The sequence below is a fragment of the Streptomyces sp. NPDC030245 genome (assembly GCF_055572995.1).
The window spans coordinates 139208-154565 of record NZ_JBVICF010000010.1 but is presented as its reverse complement, the minus strand read 5'-3'; the positions used below and the strand labels follow the sequence as shown (position 1 = coordinate 154565).

14 protein-coding genes are annotated in these 15358 nt (G+C 69.4%); 7 read left to right on the top strand and 7 right to left on the bottom strand.

Going from position 1 to position 15358, the window contains the following annotated elements; translation table 11 throughout:
* Positions 1-77 precede the first annotated feature (77 nt).
* The gene (locus ACZ4Z4_RS26045) at positions 78-851 is read left to right on the top strand and encodes an SDR family oxidoreductase (RefSeq protein ID WP_468331936.1); all 774 of its coding nucleotides are present in this window, start codon (positions 78-80) and stop codon (positions 849-851) included.
* 358 nt (positions 852-1209) lie between these two features.
* Here ACZ4Z4_RS26045 and ACZ4Z4_RS26040 read toward each other — a convergent pair whose 3' ends face one another.
* Together ACZ4Z4_RS26040 and ACZ4Z4_RS26035 are read right to left on the bottom strand one after the other, a co-directional pair.
* The gene (locus ACZ4Z4_RS26040) at positions 1210-2295 is read right to left on the bottom strand and encodes a sensor histidine kinase (RefSeq protein ID WP_468332530.1); all 1086 of its coding nucleotides are present in this window, start codon (positions 2293-2295) and stop codon (positions 1210-1212) included.
* Positions 2288-2977: a response regulator transcription factor gene (locus tag ACZ4Z4_RS26035; protein WP_468331933.1), complete on the bottom strand. Its 690-nt coding sequence runs from the start codon at positions 2975-2977 to the stop codon at positions 2288-2290. The genes ACZ4Z4_RS26040 and ACZ4Z4_RS26035 overlap by 8 nt, the downstream gene beginning before the upstream one ends.
* Positions 2978-3064: 87 nt before the next feature.
* Between ACZ4Z4_RS26035 and ACZ4Z4_RS26030 the strand changes: the two genes are divergently transcribed.
* Both ACZ4Z4_RS26030 and ACZ4Z4_RS26025 read left to right on the top strand, forming a co-directional pair.
* Entirely contained in the window at positions 3065-4210 is a 1146-nt protein-coding gene (locus ACZ4Z4_RS26030) for a lipid II:glycine glycyltransferase FemX (protein WP_468331930.1), read from the top strand.
* Positions 4207-4662: a GNAT family N-acetyltransferase gene (locus ACZ4Z4_RS26025; RefSeq protein ID WP_468331926.1), complete on the top strand. Its 456-nt coding sequence runs from the start codon at positions 4207-4209 to the stop codon at positions 4660-4662. Before ACZ4Z4_RS26030 ends, ACZ4Z4_RS26025 begins: the two co-directional genes overlap by 4 nt.
* A 35-nt stretch (positions 4663-4697) precedes the next feature.
* Here ACZ4Z4_RS26025 and ACZ4Z4_RS26020 read toward each other — a convergent pair whose 3' ends face one another.
* Positions 4698-6041: a UDP-N-acetylmuramoyl-tripeptide--D-alanyl-D-alanine ligase gene (locus ACZ4Z4_RS26020; protein ID WP_468331923.1), complete on the bottom strand. Its 1344-nt coding sequence runs from the start codon at positions 6039-6041 to the stop codon at positions 4698-4700.
* A 127-nt stretch (positions 6042-6168) separates the two neighbouring features.
* Here ACZ4Z4_RS26020 and ACZ4Z4_RS26015 point away from each other — a divergent pair, with 127 nt between their 5' ends.
* From ACZ4Z4_RS26015 to vanX, 3 genes are read left to right on the top strand one after another with little or no spacing between them, the layout of a single operon-like run.
* Positions 6169-7158, top strand: coding sequence for a D-isomer specific 2-hydroxyacid dehydrogenase family protein (locus ACZ4Z4_RS26015; protein WP_468331921.1), 990 nt, complete (start codon positions 6169-6171; stop codon positions 7156-7158).
* Positions 7151-8191: a D-alanine--(R)-lactate ligase gene (gene vanA / locus ACZ4Z4_RS26010; RefSeq protein WP_468331918.1), complete on the top strand. Its 1041-nt coding sequence runs from the start codon at positions 7151-7153 to the stop codon at positions 8189-8191. The genes ACZ4Z4_RS26015 and vanA overlap by 8 nt, the downstream gene beginning before the upstream one ends.
* Entirely contained in the window at positions 8188-8901 is a 714-nt protein-coding gene (gene vanX, locus ACZ4Z4_RS26005; RefSeq protein WP_468331915.1) for a D-Ala-D-Ala dipeptidase VanX, read from the top strand. The genes vanA and vanX overlap by 4 nt, the downstream gene beginning before the upstream one ends.
* Before the next feature lie 302 nt (positions 8902-9203).
* On the opposite strand, the gene ACZ4Z4_RS26000 is transcribed toward vanX, so the two are convergent.
* The 4 genes from ACZ4Z4_RS26000 to ACZ4Z4_RS25985 form a co-directional block, all read right to left on the bottom strand.
* Positions 9204-10460 (bottom strand): acyl-CoA dehydrogenase family protein, encoded by a 1257-nt coding sequence (locus ACZ4Z4_RS26000; protein WP_468331912.1) that lies wholly within the window; start codon positions 10458-10460, stop codon positions 9204-9206.
* An 11-nt stretch (positions 10461-10471) separates the two neighbouring features.
* On the bottom strand, positions 10472-11806 hold the full coding sequence (locus tag ACZ4Z4_RS25995) for a condensation domain-containing protein (protein ID WP_468331910.1): 1335 nt from the start codon (positions 11804-11806) through the stop codon (positions 10472-10474).
* Positions 11807-12124: 318 nt separating this feature from the next.
* The gene (locus ACZ4Z4_RS25990; RefSeq protein ID WP_468331907.1) at positions 12125-12967 is read right to left on the bottom strand and encodes a class I SAM-dependent methyltransferase; all 843 of its coding nucleotides are present in this window, start codon (positions 12965-12967) and stop codon (positions 12125-12127) included.
* A gap of 209 nt (positions 12968-13176) precedes the next feature.
* Positions 13177-13554: a YciI family protein gene (locus ACZ4Z4_RS25985; protein WP_468331904.1), complete on the bottom strand. Its 378-nt coding sequence runs from the start codon at positions 13552-13554 to the stop codon at positions 13177-13179.
* A gap of 351 nt (positions 13555-13905) precedes the next feature.
* On the opposite strand from ACZ4Z4_RS25985, the gene ACZ4Z4_RS25980 reads away from it, so the two are divergent.
* Positions 13906-15138 carry a cytochrome P450 family protein gene (locus tag ACZ4Z4_RS25980; protein WP_468331901.1) on the top strand — a complete coding sequence of 411 codons (1233 nt, stop codon included), beginning with the start codon at positions 13906-13908 and terminating at the stop codon, positions 15136-15138.
* Positions 15139-15358: the final 220 nt, after the last annotated feature.

Here is a 15358-nt window from a genome sequence, read left to right as displayed (position 1 = left end):
GGACCTCCGCGCCCGAGGTCCGCCGTCGCCGGCACCCGCGCATTCCCTCGCGTTCCCCAGTAGGAAGGAAGGCACAGATGCTCTCGGACAAGGTGATGCTGGTGACCGGCGTCGGCCCCGGCCTCGGCCGCGAGATAGCGGTCCGCGGCGCCGCGGCCGGAGCCGACGTGGTCCTGGCGGCCCGCACCAAGACCGTCTTGAAGTCGGTGGCCGCCGAGGTCGAGTCCCACGGCCGCCGGGCGCTGGCGATCCCCACCGACATCCTCGACCCCGACGCCTGCCGGGCGCTGACCGAGCGCGCCCTGGACACCTTCGGCCGGGTCGACGTGTTCGTCAGCAACGCTTTCGCGCCCCCGGCGATGGGCGACCTGGCGACGATGGACCTGGACGCCGTGCGCGCCTCACTGGAGACGGACGCCCTGGCCGCGCTGCGCCTGGTCCAGCTCCTGGCGCCGACCCTGACCGGCCACGCCGGTTCCGTCGTGATGGTCAGCTCCGCGGTGGTGCACCACTCCCGCCCCCACTTCGGCGCCTACAAGACCTCGAAGTCGGCGCTGCACGCACTGGCCGGCAGCCTGGCCACCGAGCTGGGGCCGAGCGGCGTCCGCGTCAACACCGTGGTGCCGAACTACATCTGGACCGAGGGGCTGAAGAACTGGTTCGCCAGTCAGGCCGCTGAGCGGGGGGTGACAGCGCAGGACATCTACGCCGAGACCGCGGCCGCGTTCGACCTGCGCCGGCTGCCCGACCCCGGGGACGTCGCCAACGCGGTGCTCTACCTGGCATCGGACCTGGCCAGGGCGGTCACCGGCCAGAGCCTCAACGTCGACGCGGGCGAATTCCACTCCTAAAGGTTGTCCCGTATCGGCGGTGCGACATCGACGGTTCTGACACAGGAACCGAATGAACTGTGGTGCGTCGCCGCGTTGCCCGCCAGTGATCACGACCGCGAGGACGTGTCCGGCGGCGTCGGCGGCCAGGTGGAGCTTGGTGCTCAAGCCGCCGCGCGAGCGGCGTGGGTGTCTGTGGTCGAGACATGATCTCGCGGCGCCGCGGGCGGCATCGTGGCGTCACGGGCCGTCTTTCGAGTTGGAGGTAGCGCCATGGACACTCTCAGGGTGACGATCAGCGTTCGCCGGAAGAGTGGTCCGCTGCAGCGAGCCACCGGAGGCAGAGAGTGTCGGGCGGTCCCGGTCGGTGGCTTGGGGCTCACCCTCCTGATGCCGCGGGCAGTTCCACGGTGATGCGAAGCCCGCCGGCTGGGCGTGGGGTGAGCGTGAGGGTTCCGTCGTGTGCCTCGGTGATGGTCTTGACGATGGCCAGGCCCAGGCCGACGCCTGCCTGGTCGGTGTGGATGCGCTCGGTGCCGCGCTGGAAGGGTTCGGTGAGGGTCGCGACCAGCTGGGGGGTGAGCTGCTCGCCGGTGTTCTCCACGGTGAGCACCACGGTCTCGGGGTGGACGCCGGTGTGGAGCCATACGGTGCCCTGTCGCGGGATGTTGTGGACGATCGCGTTGTGGAGGAGGTTTGTGGTGAGCTGCAGAAGGAGCGCGGCCGAACCGTTTGTGAGGGCGATGTCGCCGCTGGTCTCGAGGGTGACACCCTGCTTTTCCGCGAGCAGGTGGAGCGTTTCGGCTGCTTCCTCTGCGACGAGTGACAGGTCGACGTGTTCTCGGGTGAAGGACCGCTGGTTGGCACGGCTGAGCAGGAGCAGTGCCTCGGTGAGGTCGATGGCCCGGGTGTTGATGGTGTGGAGGCGGCCGACGAGTTTGCCGCTGTCGTGGTCCGGATTGGCGCGGGCGACATCGATGAGGGTCTTCGAGATCGCCAGCGGGGTACGTAGCTCGTGCGAGGCGTTGGCGGCGAATCTCCGCTGTTCCGCGACGTGTGCTTCGAGCTGGGCGAGCATCATGTCGAAGGCGTCGGCGAGTTCGCGGAACTCGTCCTTGCGGCCCGGCAGACGGATTCGGTGGGAGAGCGATCCGGTCGCGGCCGTGCGGGTGGCATGGGTGATTCGGTCCAGGGGGGCGAGCATGCGTCCGGCGAGGAGCCATCCTCCCAGGAGGCCGAATACCAGGAGGAACACCATTGCTGCGGCTGCTGTTGGGGCGAAAGCGCGCAGGAAGAGGGTGCCCGGGTTTTCTCGCACCGCCCCCGACTCGTTGGTTTTCAACCACCCCGATCGCAGGAGGAACACTCCCACGGCGACGAGCAGCAAGGCCCCCGCGAGCATGAGGAATCCGGCGTAGCTGAGGGTGAGTTTGAGGCGGGCGCTCAGGCCGGGTCGTCTATCCACGGTCACCGCTCCCACGCCCGGGTGTTGTGTCGACGCGGTAGCCGACGCCTGGCACGGTGGTGATGAGCCAGGGTTCGCCGAGGCGTTTGCGCAGGGCGGAGACCGTGATGCGTACGGCGTTGGTGAACGGGTCGGCGTTCACGTCCCACGCGCGCTCCAAAAGCTCTTCGGCGCTGACGACGCCGCCTTCGGCGGCGACGAGGACTTCCAGGACCGCGAACTGCTTGCGAGTGAGGGCGACGTAGCGGTCGTCGCGGTAGACCTCGCGGCGGAACGGATCGAGGCGCAGGCCCGCGCTCTCTCGAACCGGCGGCCGGTTGTGGGCGCGCCTGCGATCGAGGGCTCTGAGCCTGAGCACGAGTTCCAGGAGTTCGAAGGGTTTGGTGAGGTAGTCGTCGGCGCCGAGTTCGAACCCGGATGCCTTGTCGTCGAGACGGTCGGCGGCGGTGAGCATGAGGACGGGCATGCCGCTGCCGGAGGCGACGACGTGTTTGGCGATCTCGTCGCCGGAAGGGCCGGGAATGTCGCGGTCGAGGACGGCGATGTCGTAGGTGTTGATGCTCAGTAGTTCCAGAGCTGTGTCGCCGTCAGCGGCGATGTCGGCCGCGATCGCTTCCAGGCGCAGGCCATCGCGGATGGCTTCTGCCATGTAGGGCTCGTCCTCGACGATCAAGACACGCATGCTCTTGAGGTTACGAGTCGGCACGTATCGTCGGCGTATCGAAAATCGCATACGTACTGGCAACACCGCAATGCATTGACTGGCGCCATGCTCTACAGCGAACCAATGCGAACTGCAGCCGGGAGTCCGGTCGTCAGGCCGATCAGCGCCGCCGAGCACATGGCGTTCGTGCGGGCCCAGCGGTCAGTCAGCTTTCTGCAGACCCCGGCGTGGGGCCGCGTCAAGACCGAGTGGCGCAGCGAGTCCCTCGGCTGGTACGACGGCGGGCGGCTGGTCGGGGCCGGTCTCGTACTGCATCGCCCGGTGCCGCGCCTCGACCGCTTCACCCTGGCCTATCTGCCCGAGGGGCCGGTGATCGACTGGACCGGCGAGATCGATGCATGGCTCGATCCGCTGGCGGCATATCTCAAGGAACGTGGCGCCTTCGCCATCCGGCTCGGCCCGGCGGTGCGGACCGACACCTGGGGCGCCGCCCAGGTCAAGGACGGCATCGCCGACGCGGGCATCAGGCGGCTGACCGAGATGTCCGGCCGGCGGACCGACCCGGTCGGCGCCCATGTAACCGGCCGGCTCAGCGGCGCGGGCTGGCTTCCGCAGAGCCCCGAGGACGGCTTCGGGGTCGGGCACCCGCAGTTCAAGTACGAGATTCCGCTGGCGGGCAGGACCGAGGACGACGTACTCAGGGGCATGAACCAGCAGTGGCGCCGCAACATCAAGAAGGCAGCCAAGGCGGGCGTCGAGGTCACGGTCGGTGAGGACCTGAAGGCGTTCCACGACCTCTACGTCCACACCGCCGAGCGCGACCGCTTCACGCCCAGGCCGCTGCACTACTTCGAGACCATGTTCGCGGAGATGCGGGCCGAGGACCCCGAGCGGATCAGGCTCTATCTGGCCCGCCACCAGGGCGATCTGGTGGCCGGCGCCGTCCTCGTTCGTGTCGGCGCCCACGCGTGGTACTCGTACGGCGCCTCCGCCACCGAGAAGCGCGAGGTGCGCGGCTCCAACGCCTGCCAGTGGGCGATGATCCGCGACTCGCTCGCGGCCGGCTGCGACGTCTATGACCTGCGCGGCATCACGCCTACGCTCGATGCGCAGGACCCGCACGTCGGTCTCGTCCAGTTCAAGGTCGGCACCGGCGGTCAGGCGGTTCGCTACGTCGGCGAGTGGGACCTGCCGCTGCGGCCGATGATCTACCGCGCCTTCGACCTCTACATGAGGCGGCGCGCACGATGAGCATGAGGATCCGACCGGCACACCGCGCCGACGCCTCAGCCGTCAGCGAGCTGCTGGTCCAGCTGGGCTATCCACGGGGCAGCCAGGAAGCGACAGCGGACCGAATCCAGACCTGGGCCGAGGATCCATCCGGAGCGGCTTATGCAGCTGTGGTCGGCGACACCCTGCTCGGGGTCATCGCCGTCCACGTCTGCCCGTTCTTCGAACGGGCCGGCTCCTGGGGCCGGATCGTGGCCCTGGTGGTTTCCGATCGGGCACGTGGCCGCGGCGTCGGCTCTCAACTTGTCGCGGCCGCGGAGTCCTTCGCCGCCGCAAGCGGATGCCTTCGCATGGAAGTCACCAGTGCGGATCGTCGGCACGATGCACACGAGTTCTACCGGCGCTGCGGATACATCGACCAAACGGGGAAGTCTTCCCGATTCCTGCGAGACCTGCCAACAGGTGGATCCTGACCACGCCGTCGAGCGTCCGCTCCCACCTCGCCGAACTACGCGAGCGCGGCGGCGACCTCGTCGAGGCGCGCCGCGCGGGATGCCTTGACCAACACCACATCGCCGGTCGTGAGGTGGCCGCGCAGCCAGTCGACGGCTGCGTCGTTGTCGGCCAGCACCATTGACCGCTCGCCCGCACCGTCGGCGATCGGCCGAGCGGCCTCGCCGACCGCCACCACCGCGTCGGCCCGGGCGGCGGCGTACGCCCCGACGGCGCGGTGCTCGGCCTCGCTGTCCTCGCCGAGTTCGAGCATCTCGCCCAGGACGGCGATGCGGCGCCCGCCCTCGATGGCCGCCAATGCGTCCAAGGCGACGCGGGTCGAGTCGGGGTTGGCGTTGTAGGAGTCGTTGAGCAGCGTCGCTCCGCAAGCCAGGTCGCGCGGTTCCATCCGCCATGGCGACAGCGAGACGGTCGCCAGCCCCGCGGCGGCCAGGTCGAGGGGGACCCCGGCCGCAAGTGCTGCCGCCGCGGCAGCCGAAGCGTTGAGCGCCTGGTGGGCACCCAGGAGCGGCAGCGTTACGGGGGCCGCGGCGCCGACAGCGCGTAGCGTGAACGAAGGCCGGCCGAGCGGGTCCAGCTCCAGGTCGAGCGCCCGTACGTCGGCGTGGGCCGCCTCGCCGAAGGTCAACACCGGACCGTCGGTGAGCGCGCGCATCGCCACCACCCCGGAATCATCGGCGTTGAGAACGGCGGTGCCGCCGGGTGCCAGCCCCTGCACCAGTTCACCCTTGGTTCTGGCGATGGCGGCGCGCGACCCGAACTGGCCGAGATGGGCCACGCCGACGTTGAGGACGACGGCGATGTCGGGTGCGATCAGGCCGGTGAGTTCGGCGATGTCGCCGACATGGCGGGCTCCCATCTCCAGGACGAGGAACCGGGTGGCTGCCCGGGTGCGCAGCATGGTGAGCGGCACGCCGAGCTCGTTGTTGAGCGAGCCGATCGTGGCGACCGTCGGCCCGGCACCCGAAACCACGGCCGCCAGCAGGTCCTTGGTGCCGGTCTTGCCCTGCGAGCCGGTCACCCCGACGACGGTCAGCCCGTCGCGCAGGCGGGCCACGACATGGGCGGCGAGCCTCTGCAGCGCGGTCTGGACGTCCTCGACGACGACGGTGGGCAGCGTCGTGGGCCGGGAGCCGAGCACGGCCGCCGCACCTGCCCGCCCGGCCTGTTCCGCGTAGTCATGGCCATCGACGTGCTCGCCGGCGAAGGCGACGAAGAGGCCGCCCGGCTCGGCCTGCCGGCTGTCGAGCACGGCCGGCGCGGTCACGGTCACGGAGCTGTCTCCCTCGGTCTTCCCGCCGACGATGGCGGCGATCTCGCCGAGGCCGAGCGGGATCATGTCGATTCCCTGGACGTCATGCCTGGTGTCTTGTGTGTCATGTCTCCAGTCAAGGCAGTGGGTCGTATCGCGGGCATATCGAAAAACACATACGTCCGGGCAACAGCACGCCGCCTTGACTGGAGGCATGACACACAGCGAAACGACCCGCATCACCATGTACGGGTGTGGTCCGGACGAAGCGGTTCTGTTCCGCGAACTGGCGCCCGGCCTAGGTGTGCAGCCGACCATCACCGACGCGCCGGTGTCCGAAGCCAATGCTGAACTGGCAGCCGGAAGCCGGTGTATCAGCGTCAGCCACAAGACGCCCATCACCCATGCCACTCTGCATGCGCTCGGCCGAGTCGGCGTGGGCTATATCTCCACACGGAGCATCGGCTGCAACCACATCGACGTGGAGTATGCGGACAGCATCGGTATTTTGGTCGAAAACGTCTCCTACTCGCCGGACAGCGTGGCCGACTACACGCTGATGCTGATGCTGATGGCGGTACGGGATGCGAAGTCCATCGTCCGTCGCACCGATTCGCACGATTACCGGCTGAGTGAAGTGCGCGGGAAGGAACTGCGCGATCTGACTGTCGGAGTGATCGGGACAGGCCGTATCGGCGCGGCGGTCATGGACCGGCTGCGGGGCTTCGGCTGCCACATCCTGGCCCATGACAACCGTCCCTTCGATCGACCCGTGACTGCTGTCGAGCACGTTCCGCTTGATGAATTGCTCCGGCGAAGCGACCTGGTCACGCTGCACGCACCGCTCACCGCGGCCACACACCATCTGCTGAATCGGCAGCGCCTGGCGCAGATGAAGCCCGGCGCGTTGATCGTCAACACTGGACGTGGTGCGCTCATCGACACCGAGGCCCTGGTGCAGGAATTGGAGAGCGGTCGGCTGAGTGGTGCGGCACTGGATGTCATCGAAGGCGAGGAAGGCATCTTCTACGCCGACTTCCGAGACAAACCCATAGAAAGCAAGGGGCTGTTGAGGCTGCAGGAGCTGCCGAATGCGCTCATCACTCCGCACACCGCCTACTACACGGATCACGCCCTGCGCGACACCGTGGAGAACTCCCTCACCAACTGTCTGACATTCGAAAGCAGGAATCACCATGCCTAGGCTGAAGGTCGGCATCATCTTCGGGGGCCGTTCCGAAGAGCACTCCGTCTCCGTCAAGTCGGCGCGAGAGGTGTCCCGGAACCTGGATCCCGAGAAGTACGAACCCTTCTACATCGGGATCACGAAGAGCGGTGCCTGGAATCTCTGCGACGGGCCCGAAGCGGAGTGGGAGAAGAGAAACTGCCGCCCCGTCATACTGTCGCCGGACAGCGACGTGCACGGACTGCTCATCCTGGGGAACGGGAGCTACGGAACGATCCGTCTGGACGTCGTACTGCCCGTGCTGCACGGCACACTTGGCGAGGACGGCGCGATGCAGGGACTGCTGGAACTCTCCGGCATCCCCTACATCGGCTGCGACATCCAGAGTTCCGCTCTGTGCATGGACAAATCCCTCGCCTACACAGTCGCCCGAAGCGCCGGTATCACCACGCCGAATTTCTGGACCGTCACGGCGGACGAATCCATCGATCCCGCCCGGCTCACCTATCCGGTCTTCGTGAAGCCGGCCCGGTCCGGATCGTCCTTCGGCGTCACCAAGGTGTCCCGGGAGAAAGAACTTCCGAGTGCGGTGGAAACGGCACGGCAGTACGACGCGAAGGTGCTGATCGAAGAGGCGGTCTTCGGCAGCGAGATAGGCTGCGCCATCCTCGGGAACGAGTCGGATCTGATCGCGGGCGAGGTGGACCGGATCGCACTCTCGCACGGATTCTTCAGGATCCATCAGGAAGACGCCCCCGAGACCGGCTCCGAGAACTCCGTGGCGATCGTTCCCGCCGACATCCCTGAGGAGTCGCGGCTACGCGTGCAGGAGACGGCCAAGGAAGTGTACCGGGCCTTGGGGTGCAGCGGTCTTGCGCGGGTGGACATGTTCCTCAAGGAGGACGGAGAAATAGTCCTTAACGAGGTCAACACCTTCCCCGGCATGACCTCGTACAGCCGTTATCCGAGGATGATGGCCGCAGCGGGACTGCACCTTCCCGAAGTGATCGACCGGATGGTGTCCCTCGCCCTTACGGGAAAAAGCCGATGATCCCGACGGAGTCGGCGCAGGGTGACTTCTTCTTCGTGGACGAGCTGATATCCGGAATACGCTGGGATGCCAAGTACGCCACGTGGGACAACTTCACCGGAAGGCCCGTGGACGGATATCAGGCCAATCGAGTCGTCGGCACAAGGGCTCTGTGCGCAGCCCTGGAACGGGCCAAGGAGCAGGCCGAGACACCGGGGTTCGGCCTGCTGCTCTGGGACGGCTACCGCCCGCAGCACGCTGTCGACTGCTTTCTGCGCTGGTCGCAGCAGCCGGAGGACGGCCGGACCAAATCGCGGCACTACCCCAATATCGGCAAGGACGAGATGTTCGAGAAGGGATACGTGGCCGCCAGGTCGGGCCACAGCCGGGGCAGCACCGTTGACCTCACACTCTATGACGTGGCCACCGGAGAGCTTCTTCCCATGGGCGGCGCCCACGACCTGATGGACCCCATCTCGCATCATGGCGCTCAAGGGATCACACCACTCGAAGCACAGAACCGGCAGCACCTGCGTTCCCTCATGGAGACGTGCGGCTTCCATGCATACGAGTGCGAGTGGTGGCATTACACGCTCGACGACGAGCCCTACCCGGACACCTATTTCGATTTCCCCATCACGTGGACCCTCGGCTCGCGATCGTGGAGCCGTGCGAGGCACCAGGGATCCGCCGTTGAGGCAGCCCCCGCCACACCACTGCGCGCGGTCTGATCCGGATCGCTCTCCACGCCACCTGGGAACTGAGAGCGGTGCACCGGCCGCTCACCTCCACACCACAGACACCGAGCCGGTCGACGGAAACCGGCTCCCCGACCGAAGAGGCCCAGGCACCCCCGACGGCCGCCGACGAATCCGCAACGCACCAGCCCCGAGTCCGCGCGGGTTGCGGGCCAGCAGATGGTGCGGAAGCGGGCAACGCAGTGCTACACGTCGGTCCGATGGAGCACAGGAGGGCGGCGTGTCGGAAGTCCCGTGCCGGTGGTCGTCGGCGACCACCGGCACGGGCGCGGGCACTACGCGTGCGGTGCGGGCCGACGACGCGCGCCCGCCAGCCTGAGCTGGGCATACCCACGGTTGGCCACGGTGGTGAGCAGCACGGCGGAGCTGGCGTGCGTACGCCCGGTGGAGAGGTCGCGCCAGATCCGTTCCAGGCGCGTTCCCTCCCGTACGGCATGGCTGCCGGCGGTCGGCTGGAGTATCTCGTCGACGGCCCGCCACGCCAGGTCGGTGGCCTCCCGGCAGGTGAGCGCGATCCGCACGTCCTCCTCGGGGGTGAACGCCCCGACCGGCAGTGCGGACAGCTCGTGCCAGCGCCGCGACGCCGCGAGCACCAACGTCTCGGCGGCGTCGATCATGCTGCTGGCCTTCCCGTACCAGAGCTGGAAGTCGGGATCCTCCGCCCTGGGCAGAAACGGCGGGACGATCGTGGTGCGGGAGAACATCAGCTCCGTGTACGCGTCCAGCGCGCCCTGGCACATGCCGACCGCGATGTGCGCGCCCTCCAGGGCCATCGAGCTGGCCGGCGCGCCCCCGTACTGCGGGTGCGCGTGCAGCTCGCGCCCCGGGGTGCCCTCGGTCACCGAGATCTCCTCGAAGTCGACCTCAAGGGCGAAGTGTTCGGGGATCCGCCCGCCGGAGATCCGGATGCTGTGCGAACCGCTGCCCTTGAGGCCCAGCTGCCCGCCCCAGTCGTCGAGCATCTCCCACTGATCGCGGGGCGCGATGAACAGCAGCCTGCGCGGCGGGCCGGCATCGTCCCCGGCGATCACGGTATTGCCGATCAGGTGCGTCGCGTACGGCGCGCCGGAGCAGTACCGCCACACCCCGTCCAGGACCCAGCCGCCGTCCTCGGCGCGCCTGGCCGTTCCGTAGGGGGCGTTGACCAGCGGTGCGATGAAGTCGCCGCCGCCGAAGATCTCGGCCTGCGTCTTTTCCGGGAACATGCTGCCGGCGAACAGCGAGTGCGCCGCCCCCAGGCAGAACATCCAGCCGGTGGACGGGCAGGCACGGCACAGGACCATCGCGACCTGAAGGAACGTGTCGAAGCCCAACTCGTAGCCGCCGTACCGCTTGGGCACCGTGATGCGGTAGAAGCCGGCGTCGCGGAACGCCTGATGGGTGTCCTCGGCGTAGTAGGTCCGCTGCTCGGTCTCGTGCTGGCGCGCCACCAGCGAGGGCACCATGGCCTTGGCCCGCTCGATCAGCACGGCCGGGGTGACGTCGGCCTCGAAGGTTGGGGCCGCGCTCCGCGCGGCGTTCGTGTCGGTCACGGCGCCGGCCCTCAGATCGCCGAGTCCGGGCCGGCGACCATGTCGCCGATCACCTTGAGGAACCCCGCCGCCTGCTCGTGGACCTCGGCCTGCTCGAAGAGGTGCCGGCTGAAGCTGAGCCCGCCGACCACTTCGCTCTCGCTCAGGTGCATCGACCAGATCATGCCGTCCGGAGTGTCGGAGCCGAGCGGCTGCGGGATGACCCGCCGCCAGATCGCCGTGTACGTGAGGTCGCCGATCTGCTCGCCCTGCATCAGGTAGGGCGGCTGGACGGCCTGGAAGAGGGTGGGCACCGCGTCGGGGCCGGCCGAGGACATCAGCTCGGGTGCCTCGGCCAGGACGTGCAGCAGCGGCAGTTCGTGCGAGAAGGCGCCGATGCAGGCCGCCCTGGTGCGGGCGATGACCTCGCGGAAGGTGCGGCAGCCGGCCAGATTCACCCGCAGCGGGCAGAAGTTGAAGAACGATCCGACCGTGGACTGGAAGCGGCGCTCACGGCCCGGTGTGAAGGTGGGCACCACGAGGTCACTCGCCCCGGTACGCCGGTGCACGAAGACGGTGAACGCGGCGAGCAGCACCATGAACGGCGAGCTGCGCGTCGCCTTGGCCAGCTGGATCACCTCCGCGCTCAGCTGCGCGTCGGTGGTGAACCGGTGGTAACTCGTCGCGGGGGACTGCCCGGTGGGGTGTACCGGCGCGACCAGAATCCTGGCGTCGCGCAGCGTTTCACGCCAGTACGCCCGGGAAGCGGCCACCACCGGCCCGTCGGCCTCCTCCTGCTGCGCGGCGACGTAGTCCCGGTACTGGGCCACCTCGGCGAGTTGCGGCTCGTTCCCGGCCGCGCGCGCGGTGTAGCACTGTGCCAGGTCCCGCAGGACCACCTGGATCGACCAGACGTCGGCGGCACTGTGGTGGGCGCACAGCACCAGGACGGAGTCCTGCTCGTCGAAGCGGCCGAGGACGGCCCGCAGCAGCGGGACCTGGTCGGCGGGGAACGACCGGATCTCCGCCTCGATCATGAGCTGTTCGGCGCGCCGGTCCCTCTCCGCGCCCGGCGGCTCGTCCAGGTCGACCAGCTTGAGCTCCGGCGGTACGGCGGGCAGCACGCTCTGCGCGCCCCCGTCCTCCAGCCGCACCACGGTGCGCAGTGCCTCGTGCCGCTCGACCACGTCGGCCAAGGCCAGGCGCAGGGCCCGCACGTCGACGCGGCCGTGCACCCGCCACGCGAAGGCCTCGGTGTAGTGCGGCCCGAACGGCCCGGTCTTGAAGCCTTGGGCGAACATGCGGAGAAACTGCTGCTGTAGTGAGAGCGCCGCAGTGGTCTGCGGGGATTCCGAAGTCGTGGTCATATGAGCTCTCTCCTCAGAAATGGCGGAGCGGCCACGCCCTGGTCGTCGCCGCCTGCGCGGTGGCCGGGCACCGCGCAGGCCCGTCATGAACGGGTGGGCAGGCCGGGGTGGTGCGCGCCGCGGAAGATCTCCTGGGCGGTGGGCTGGGCGGTGGAGAACAGCGGGTCGTCGTCGGCCGGCACGGTCGGGCCCAACGGATGGGGCAGCGCACTGCTGCGTGGCCGCGTCCGATTCTCATCACCGCTGCGAGGGCCGCGCATCTTCGTGCTTGCGCCCGCCCACGGCCGGCGGTCCGGCCCGGGGCCGCGTCCTGGCGGGTCAGTTCCGGGGCTTTTGGACGGTGATGACCGCGTAGCCGATCTGGTCCGCCCCCGGTGCGAAGAAGTTCTCCAGCGTCTGGCGGAGGGTGCGGACGGCGTCCTCGCCGAACCGGCCTGCCAGCTCGTCGTGGCGCGTGTCCACGGCATGCAGGTACTTGGGTCCCATCCCGAACACCCGCGGCCCGCACTGAAGGTACTCCGCGGGCTCGAACCCGGCCTTGCGCAGGGTGTCCAGCCACTCGGCCACCGACAGCATCCGCTTGGCCCCGAAGTCGGCGGCGAACCGGCCGGCGGCCTGGGCGCCGAGCCCTTCCCGGGTCGGCTCGGTCAGGGCCAGCAGGCCGCCGGGGCGCATCACCCGGTGCAGACCGGCGAGCGTGTGCCCGAGGTCATCGACGTAGACGAGGGACTCCATCGCCACCACCGCGTCGAAGCTGCCGTCGGGGAAGTCCAGCGAGCTGTAGTCGCCGACGCGGAAGGTGACCTGGCCGGCCAGCCCGGCCGCCCGGACGCGGGCCCGTGCCTCGGCCACCTGGCGGGTGCTGATGTTGACGCCGGTGACCCGCACCCCGTACTCGGTGGCGAGCTGGATGGCCGGGGCCCCCAGGCCGCAGCCGACGTCGAGGACGTGAGCGCCCTCGCGCAGCCGCAGTGAATCGGCCACCTTGCGGGTCAGCCGCTGTGCCGCCTCGATGAGCGGGGCCTCGTCCTGGTCGTCGTACCAGTAGGCCAGGTGCACTTGGCCGTCGTTGAACACGTTCGACATGTCGGACGACTCGTCGAACATCTCGGCGATCTCGCCCGCCTCCGGCGTCCGGCCGGTGGTTGTCGCGCTCTCCATGGCTTCCCCTCTCGCGCCGGGACCAGGTCACCAAGCCCTGCCCCAAGGTCGCAGGGGCGGCAGGGGCGGGCATCTTCCTGGTTGCGCGGTCGCCGCGGGCACCCGGCTTTGGGCAGTGCGCCGGGGCGCGGGGCGGTGCGAGCGGCCGGGGGAGGGGATCGGGCGGCCCCGCCGCCCGGCCGGCGGCCAAGGCGGCGGTCACACCCGGTTCAGGCGCCGGCGTCGGGCTTCGGCGCGAATCCGTCGTGCAGGATGGGCCACATCTCGACCGGGCTCTCGCGCGCCCAGGGCATGTCCGCCGCGATCTCGCGGGCCCGCTCGGCCGACTCCACCTCCAGGATGTAGAGGCTGCCGACGAATTCCTTGGCCTCCAGATAGGGCCCGTCGGTGGAGAAGGGGGCGCCGTCCTTGTTCCGTACCAGTGAAGCCTCGCTGCTGTCGCCGAGGCCGTAGGCCGCGAGCAGCTCCCCGGAGGCCCGGTAGCGGGAGTTCCAGGCGTCCTGCTCCGCGATCTCCTTGTCCAGCACCTCGGCCGGGATCGAAGCCCACTTCTCCTCGTTGCCGTAGATCATGAGCAGGTACTTCATGTCAGCCCTCAGCCTCCTTGGGCCTCACGACGACGACCCGAACGAATATGTGAAGTTCGGTGGAAGTGACCGGCTGGATCACGTTACTCACCTTACGAAAGGCCACTGTACGAGATCAACAACCCGCAGCTCGGGAGGGATTCGGGCGCGGCAGCAGCCGGCCGGGGCAATGAGCGGACGCTGACCGTCCGCCCGGGACCCGCACCTGCGCAAGACGGGACCCGCACCTGCGCAAGACGGGCCCCGCACCTGTGCGAGAACCGAGTCCGCACCGTGGAAGACGCCCGCGACGGCGCCCACTGCACACCCTGGAAGCGACCGGAACTCACTCCGTCAGCACAGGAGGCAGACGTGGACGACGATCCGCTCTTCGTCATCGACCCGGCCGGGACCGACATCCACGGCGAGGCGGCCCGGCTCCGGGCCCGCGGGCCGGTCACCCGGGTGCTGCTGCCCGGCGGGGTCGAGGCCTGGTCGGTCACCGGCTACCACGCCGCCCGGCAGGTCCTGGCGGACGAGCGGTTCGCCAAGAACGCCCGGCGGCACTGGCCGGCGTACGCCGAGGGCACCCTCGGCCCGGACTTCCCGCTGATCGCCTGGGCCCGGATGGACAACATGTCCACCGCGGACGGTGAACCGCACGCCCGCCAACGCCGCCTGGTGGCCGGCGCGTTCAGCCCGCGCCGGATCGCCATGCTGCGACCGCGGGTCGAGCGGATCGTGACGCGGGCACTGGACGAGCTCGCCGGCCACGCGGACGAGCGGCCGGACGAGCCGGTCGACCTCAAGACGCGGTACGCGCACCCGGTGGCCTCACGGGTGATCGGCGAACTGCTCGGCGTACCCGACGGCGACCCCGACGGCATCCTGGACCGCGCCGGATACGTCGAGCCGAACCCGCGCAAGGCGGCCGCCGAGTTCGCCGCGCTGCGCAGCAAGATCGAGACCCTGGTCGCACAGAAGCGCCGGGAACCGGGGGAGGACCTGATCAGCGACCTGATCGCGGCCGGACCGAGCCGGTGCCCGGCGTCCGCGGCGGCGGACGGATCCGATGCCGAACTGGTGGGCCTGGCGCAGCTGATGCTCAACACCGGCGCCGAACCCGCCAGGAACCTCATCACGAACACCGCACTGGCACTGCTGACCCGGCCCGGCCAGCGCGCCCTGGCGGCGGGCGGTGAGGTGGGCTGGGACGACGTGGTGGAGGAGACGCTGCGCACCGACGCACCGGTGGCGCACCTGCCGTTCCGGTTCGCGACGCAGGACGTCACGATCGCCGGCGTGACCATCTCGCGAGGCGACCCGGTGGTGGTCGGATACGCCGCGACCGGCCGCGACCCGCAGCTGCACGGCGACGCCGCGCAGGAGTTCGACGCCCGGCACGCGGACAAGCGGCACCTGGCGTTCGGCCACGGCGTCCACCGGTGCGTCGGCCCGGCGCTGACCCGGATGGAGGTGCGCATCGCGGTGGAGGAGCTGTTCACGCGCTTTCCCCGGCTGCGGCTCGCGGTGGAGCCGGAGGAACTGGCCGGCCAGGGCACCTTCATCATGAACGGCCGGCGCGCGCTGCCCGTCCACCTCTGAACCGCCACCGCCGGCCCGGCGGGACACGACGTGAGTGCTGACAGCCGGTCAGCACAGGCCGGTGTGTGGGCCGGTGCGGGCGGATGGCGACCACAGCCGCACTCCAGGAGATGCCGCTGCCAGGCGCGCTGGCCATTGTGTAGTCAGGAAGCCGCCCGCTGTGAACCAGCGTCCCGACGTGGCGTCGTGCGCGGTCCGTCCCACCCCCCTGCCCCCGAGC

What these genes read in the sequence shown, in the direction of transcription:
- ACZ4Z4_RS26030 (WP_468331930.1), top strand. Translation starts at nt 3,065, where the DNA reads ATGCTCTACAGCGAACCAATGCGAACTGCAGCCGGGAGTCCGGTCGTC.
- ACZ4Z4_RS26035 (WP_468331933.1), bottom strand. Translation starts at nt 2,977, where the DNA reads ATGCGTGTCTTGATCGTCGAGGACGAGCCCTACATGGCAGAAGCCATC.
- vanA (WP_468331918.1), top strand. Translation starts at nt 7,151, where the DNA reads ATGCCTAGGCTGAAGGTCGGCATCATCTTCGGGGGCCGTTCCGAAGAG.
- ACZ4Z4_RS26020 (WP_468331923.1), bottom strand. Translation starts at nt 6,041, where the DNA reads ATGATCCCGCTCGGCCTCGGCGAGATCGCCGCCATCGTCGGCGGGAAG.
- ACZ4Z4_RS26015 (WP_468331921.1), top strand. Translation starts at nt 6,169, where the DNA reads ATGACACACAGCGAAACGACCCGCATCACCATGTACGGGTGTGGTCCG.
- ACZ4Z4_RS25985 (WP_468331904.1), bottom strand. Translation starts at nt 13,554, where the DNA reads ATGAAGTACCTGCTCATGATCTACGGCAACGAGGAGAAGTGGGCTTCG.
- ACZ4Z4_RS25990 (WP_468331907.1), bottom strand. Translation starts at nt 12,967, where the DNA reads ATGGAGAGCGCGACAACCACCGGCCGGACGCCGGAGGCGGGCGAGATC.
- vanX (WP_468331915.1), top strand. Translation starts at nt 8,188, where the DNA reads ATGATCCCGACGGAGTCGGCGCAGGGTGACTTCTTCTTCGTGGACGAG.
- ACZ4Z4_RS25995 (WP_468331910.1), bottom strand. Translation starts at nt 11,806, where the DNA reads ATGACCACGACTTCGGAATCCCCGCAGACCACTGCGGCGCTCTCACTA.
- ACZ4Z4_RS26045 (WP_468331936.1), top strand. Translation starts at nt 78, where the DNA reads ATGCTCTCGGACAAGGTGATGCTGGTGACCGGCGTCGGCCCCGGCCTC.
- ACZ4Z4_RS26025 (WP_468331926.1), top strand. Translation starts at nt 4,207, where the DNA reads ATGAGCATGAGGATCCGACCGGCACACCGCGCCGACGCCTCAGCCGTC.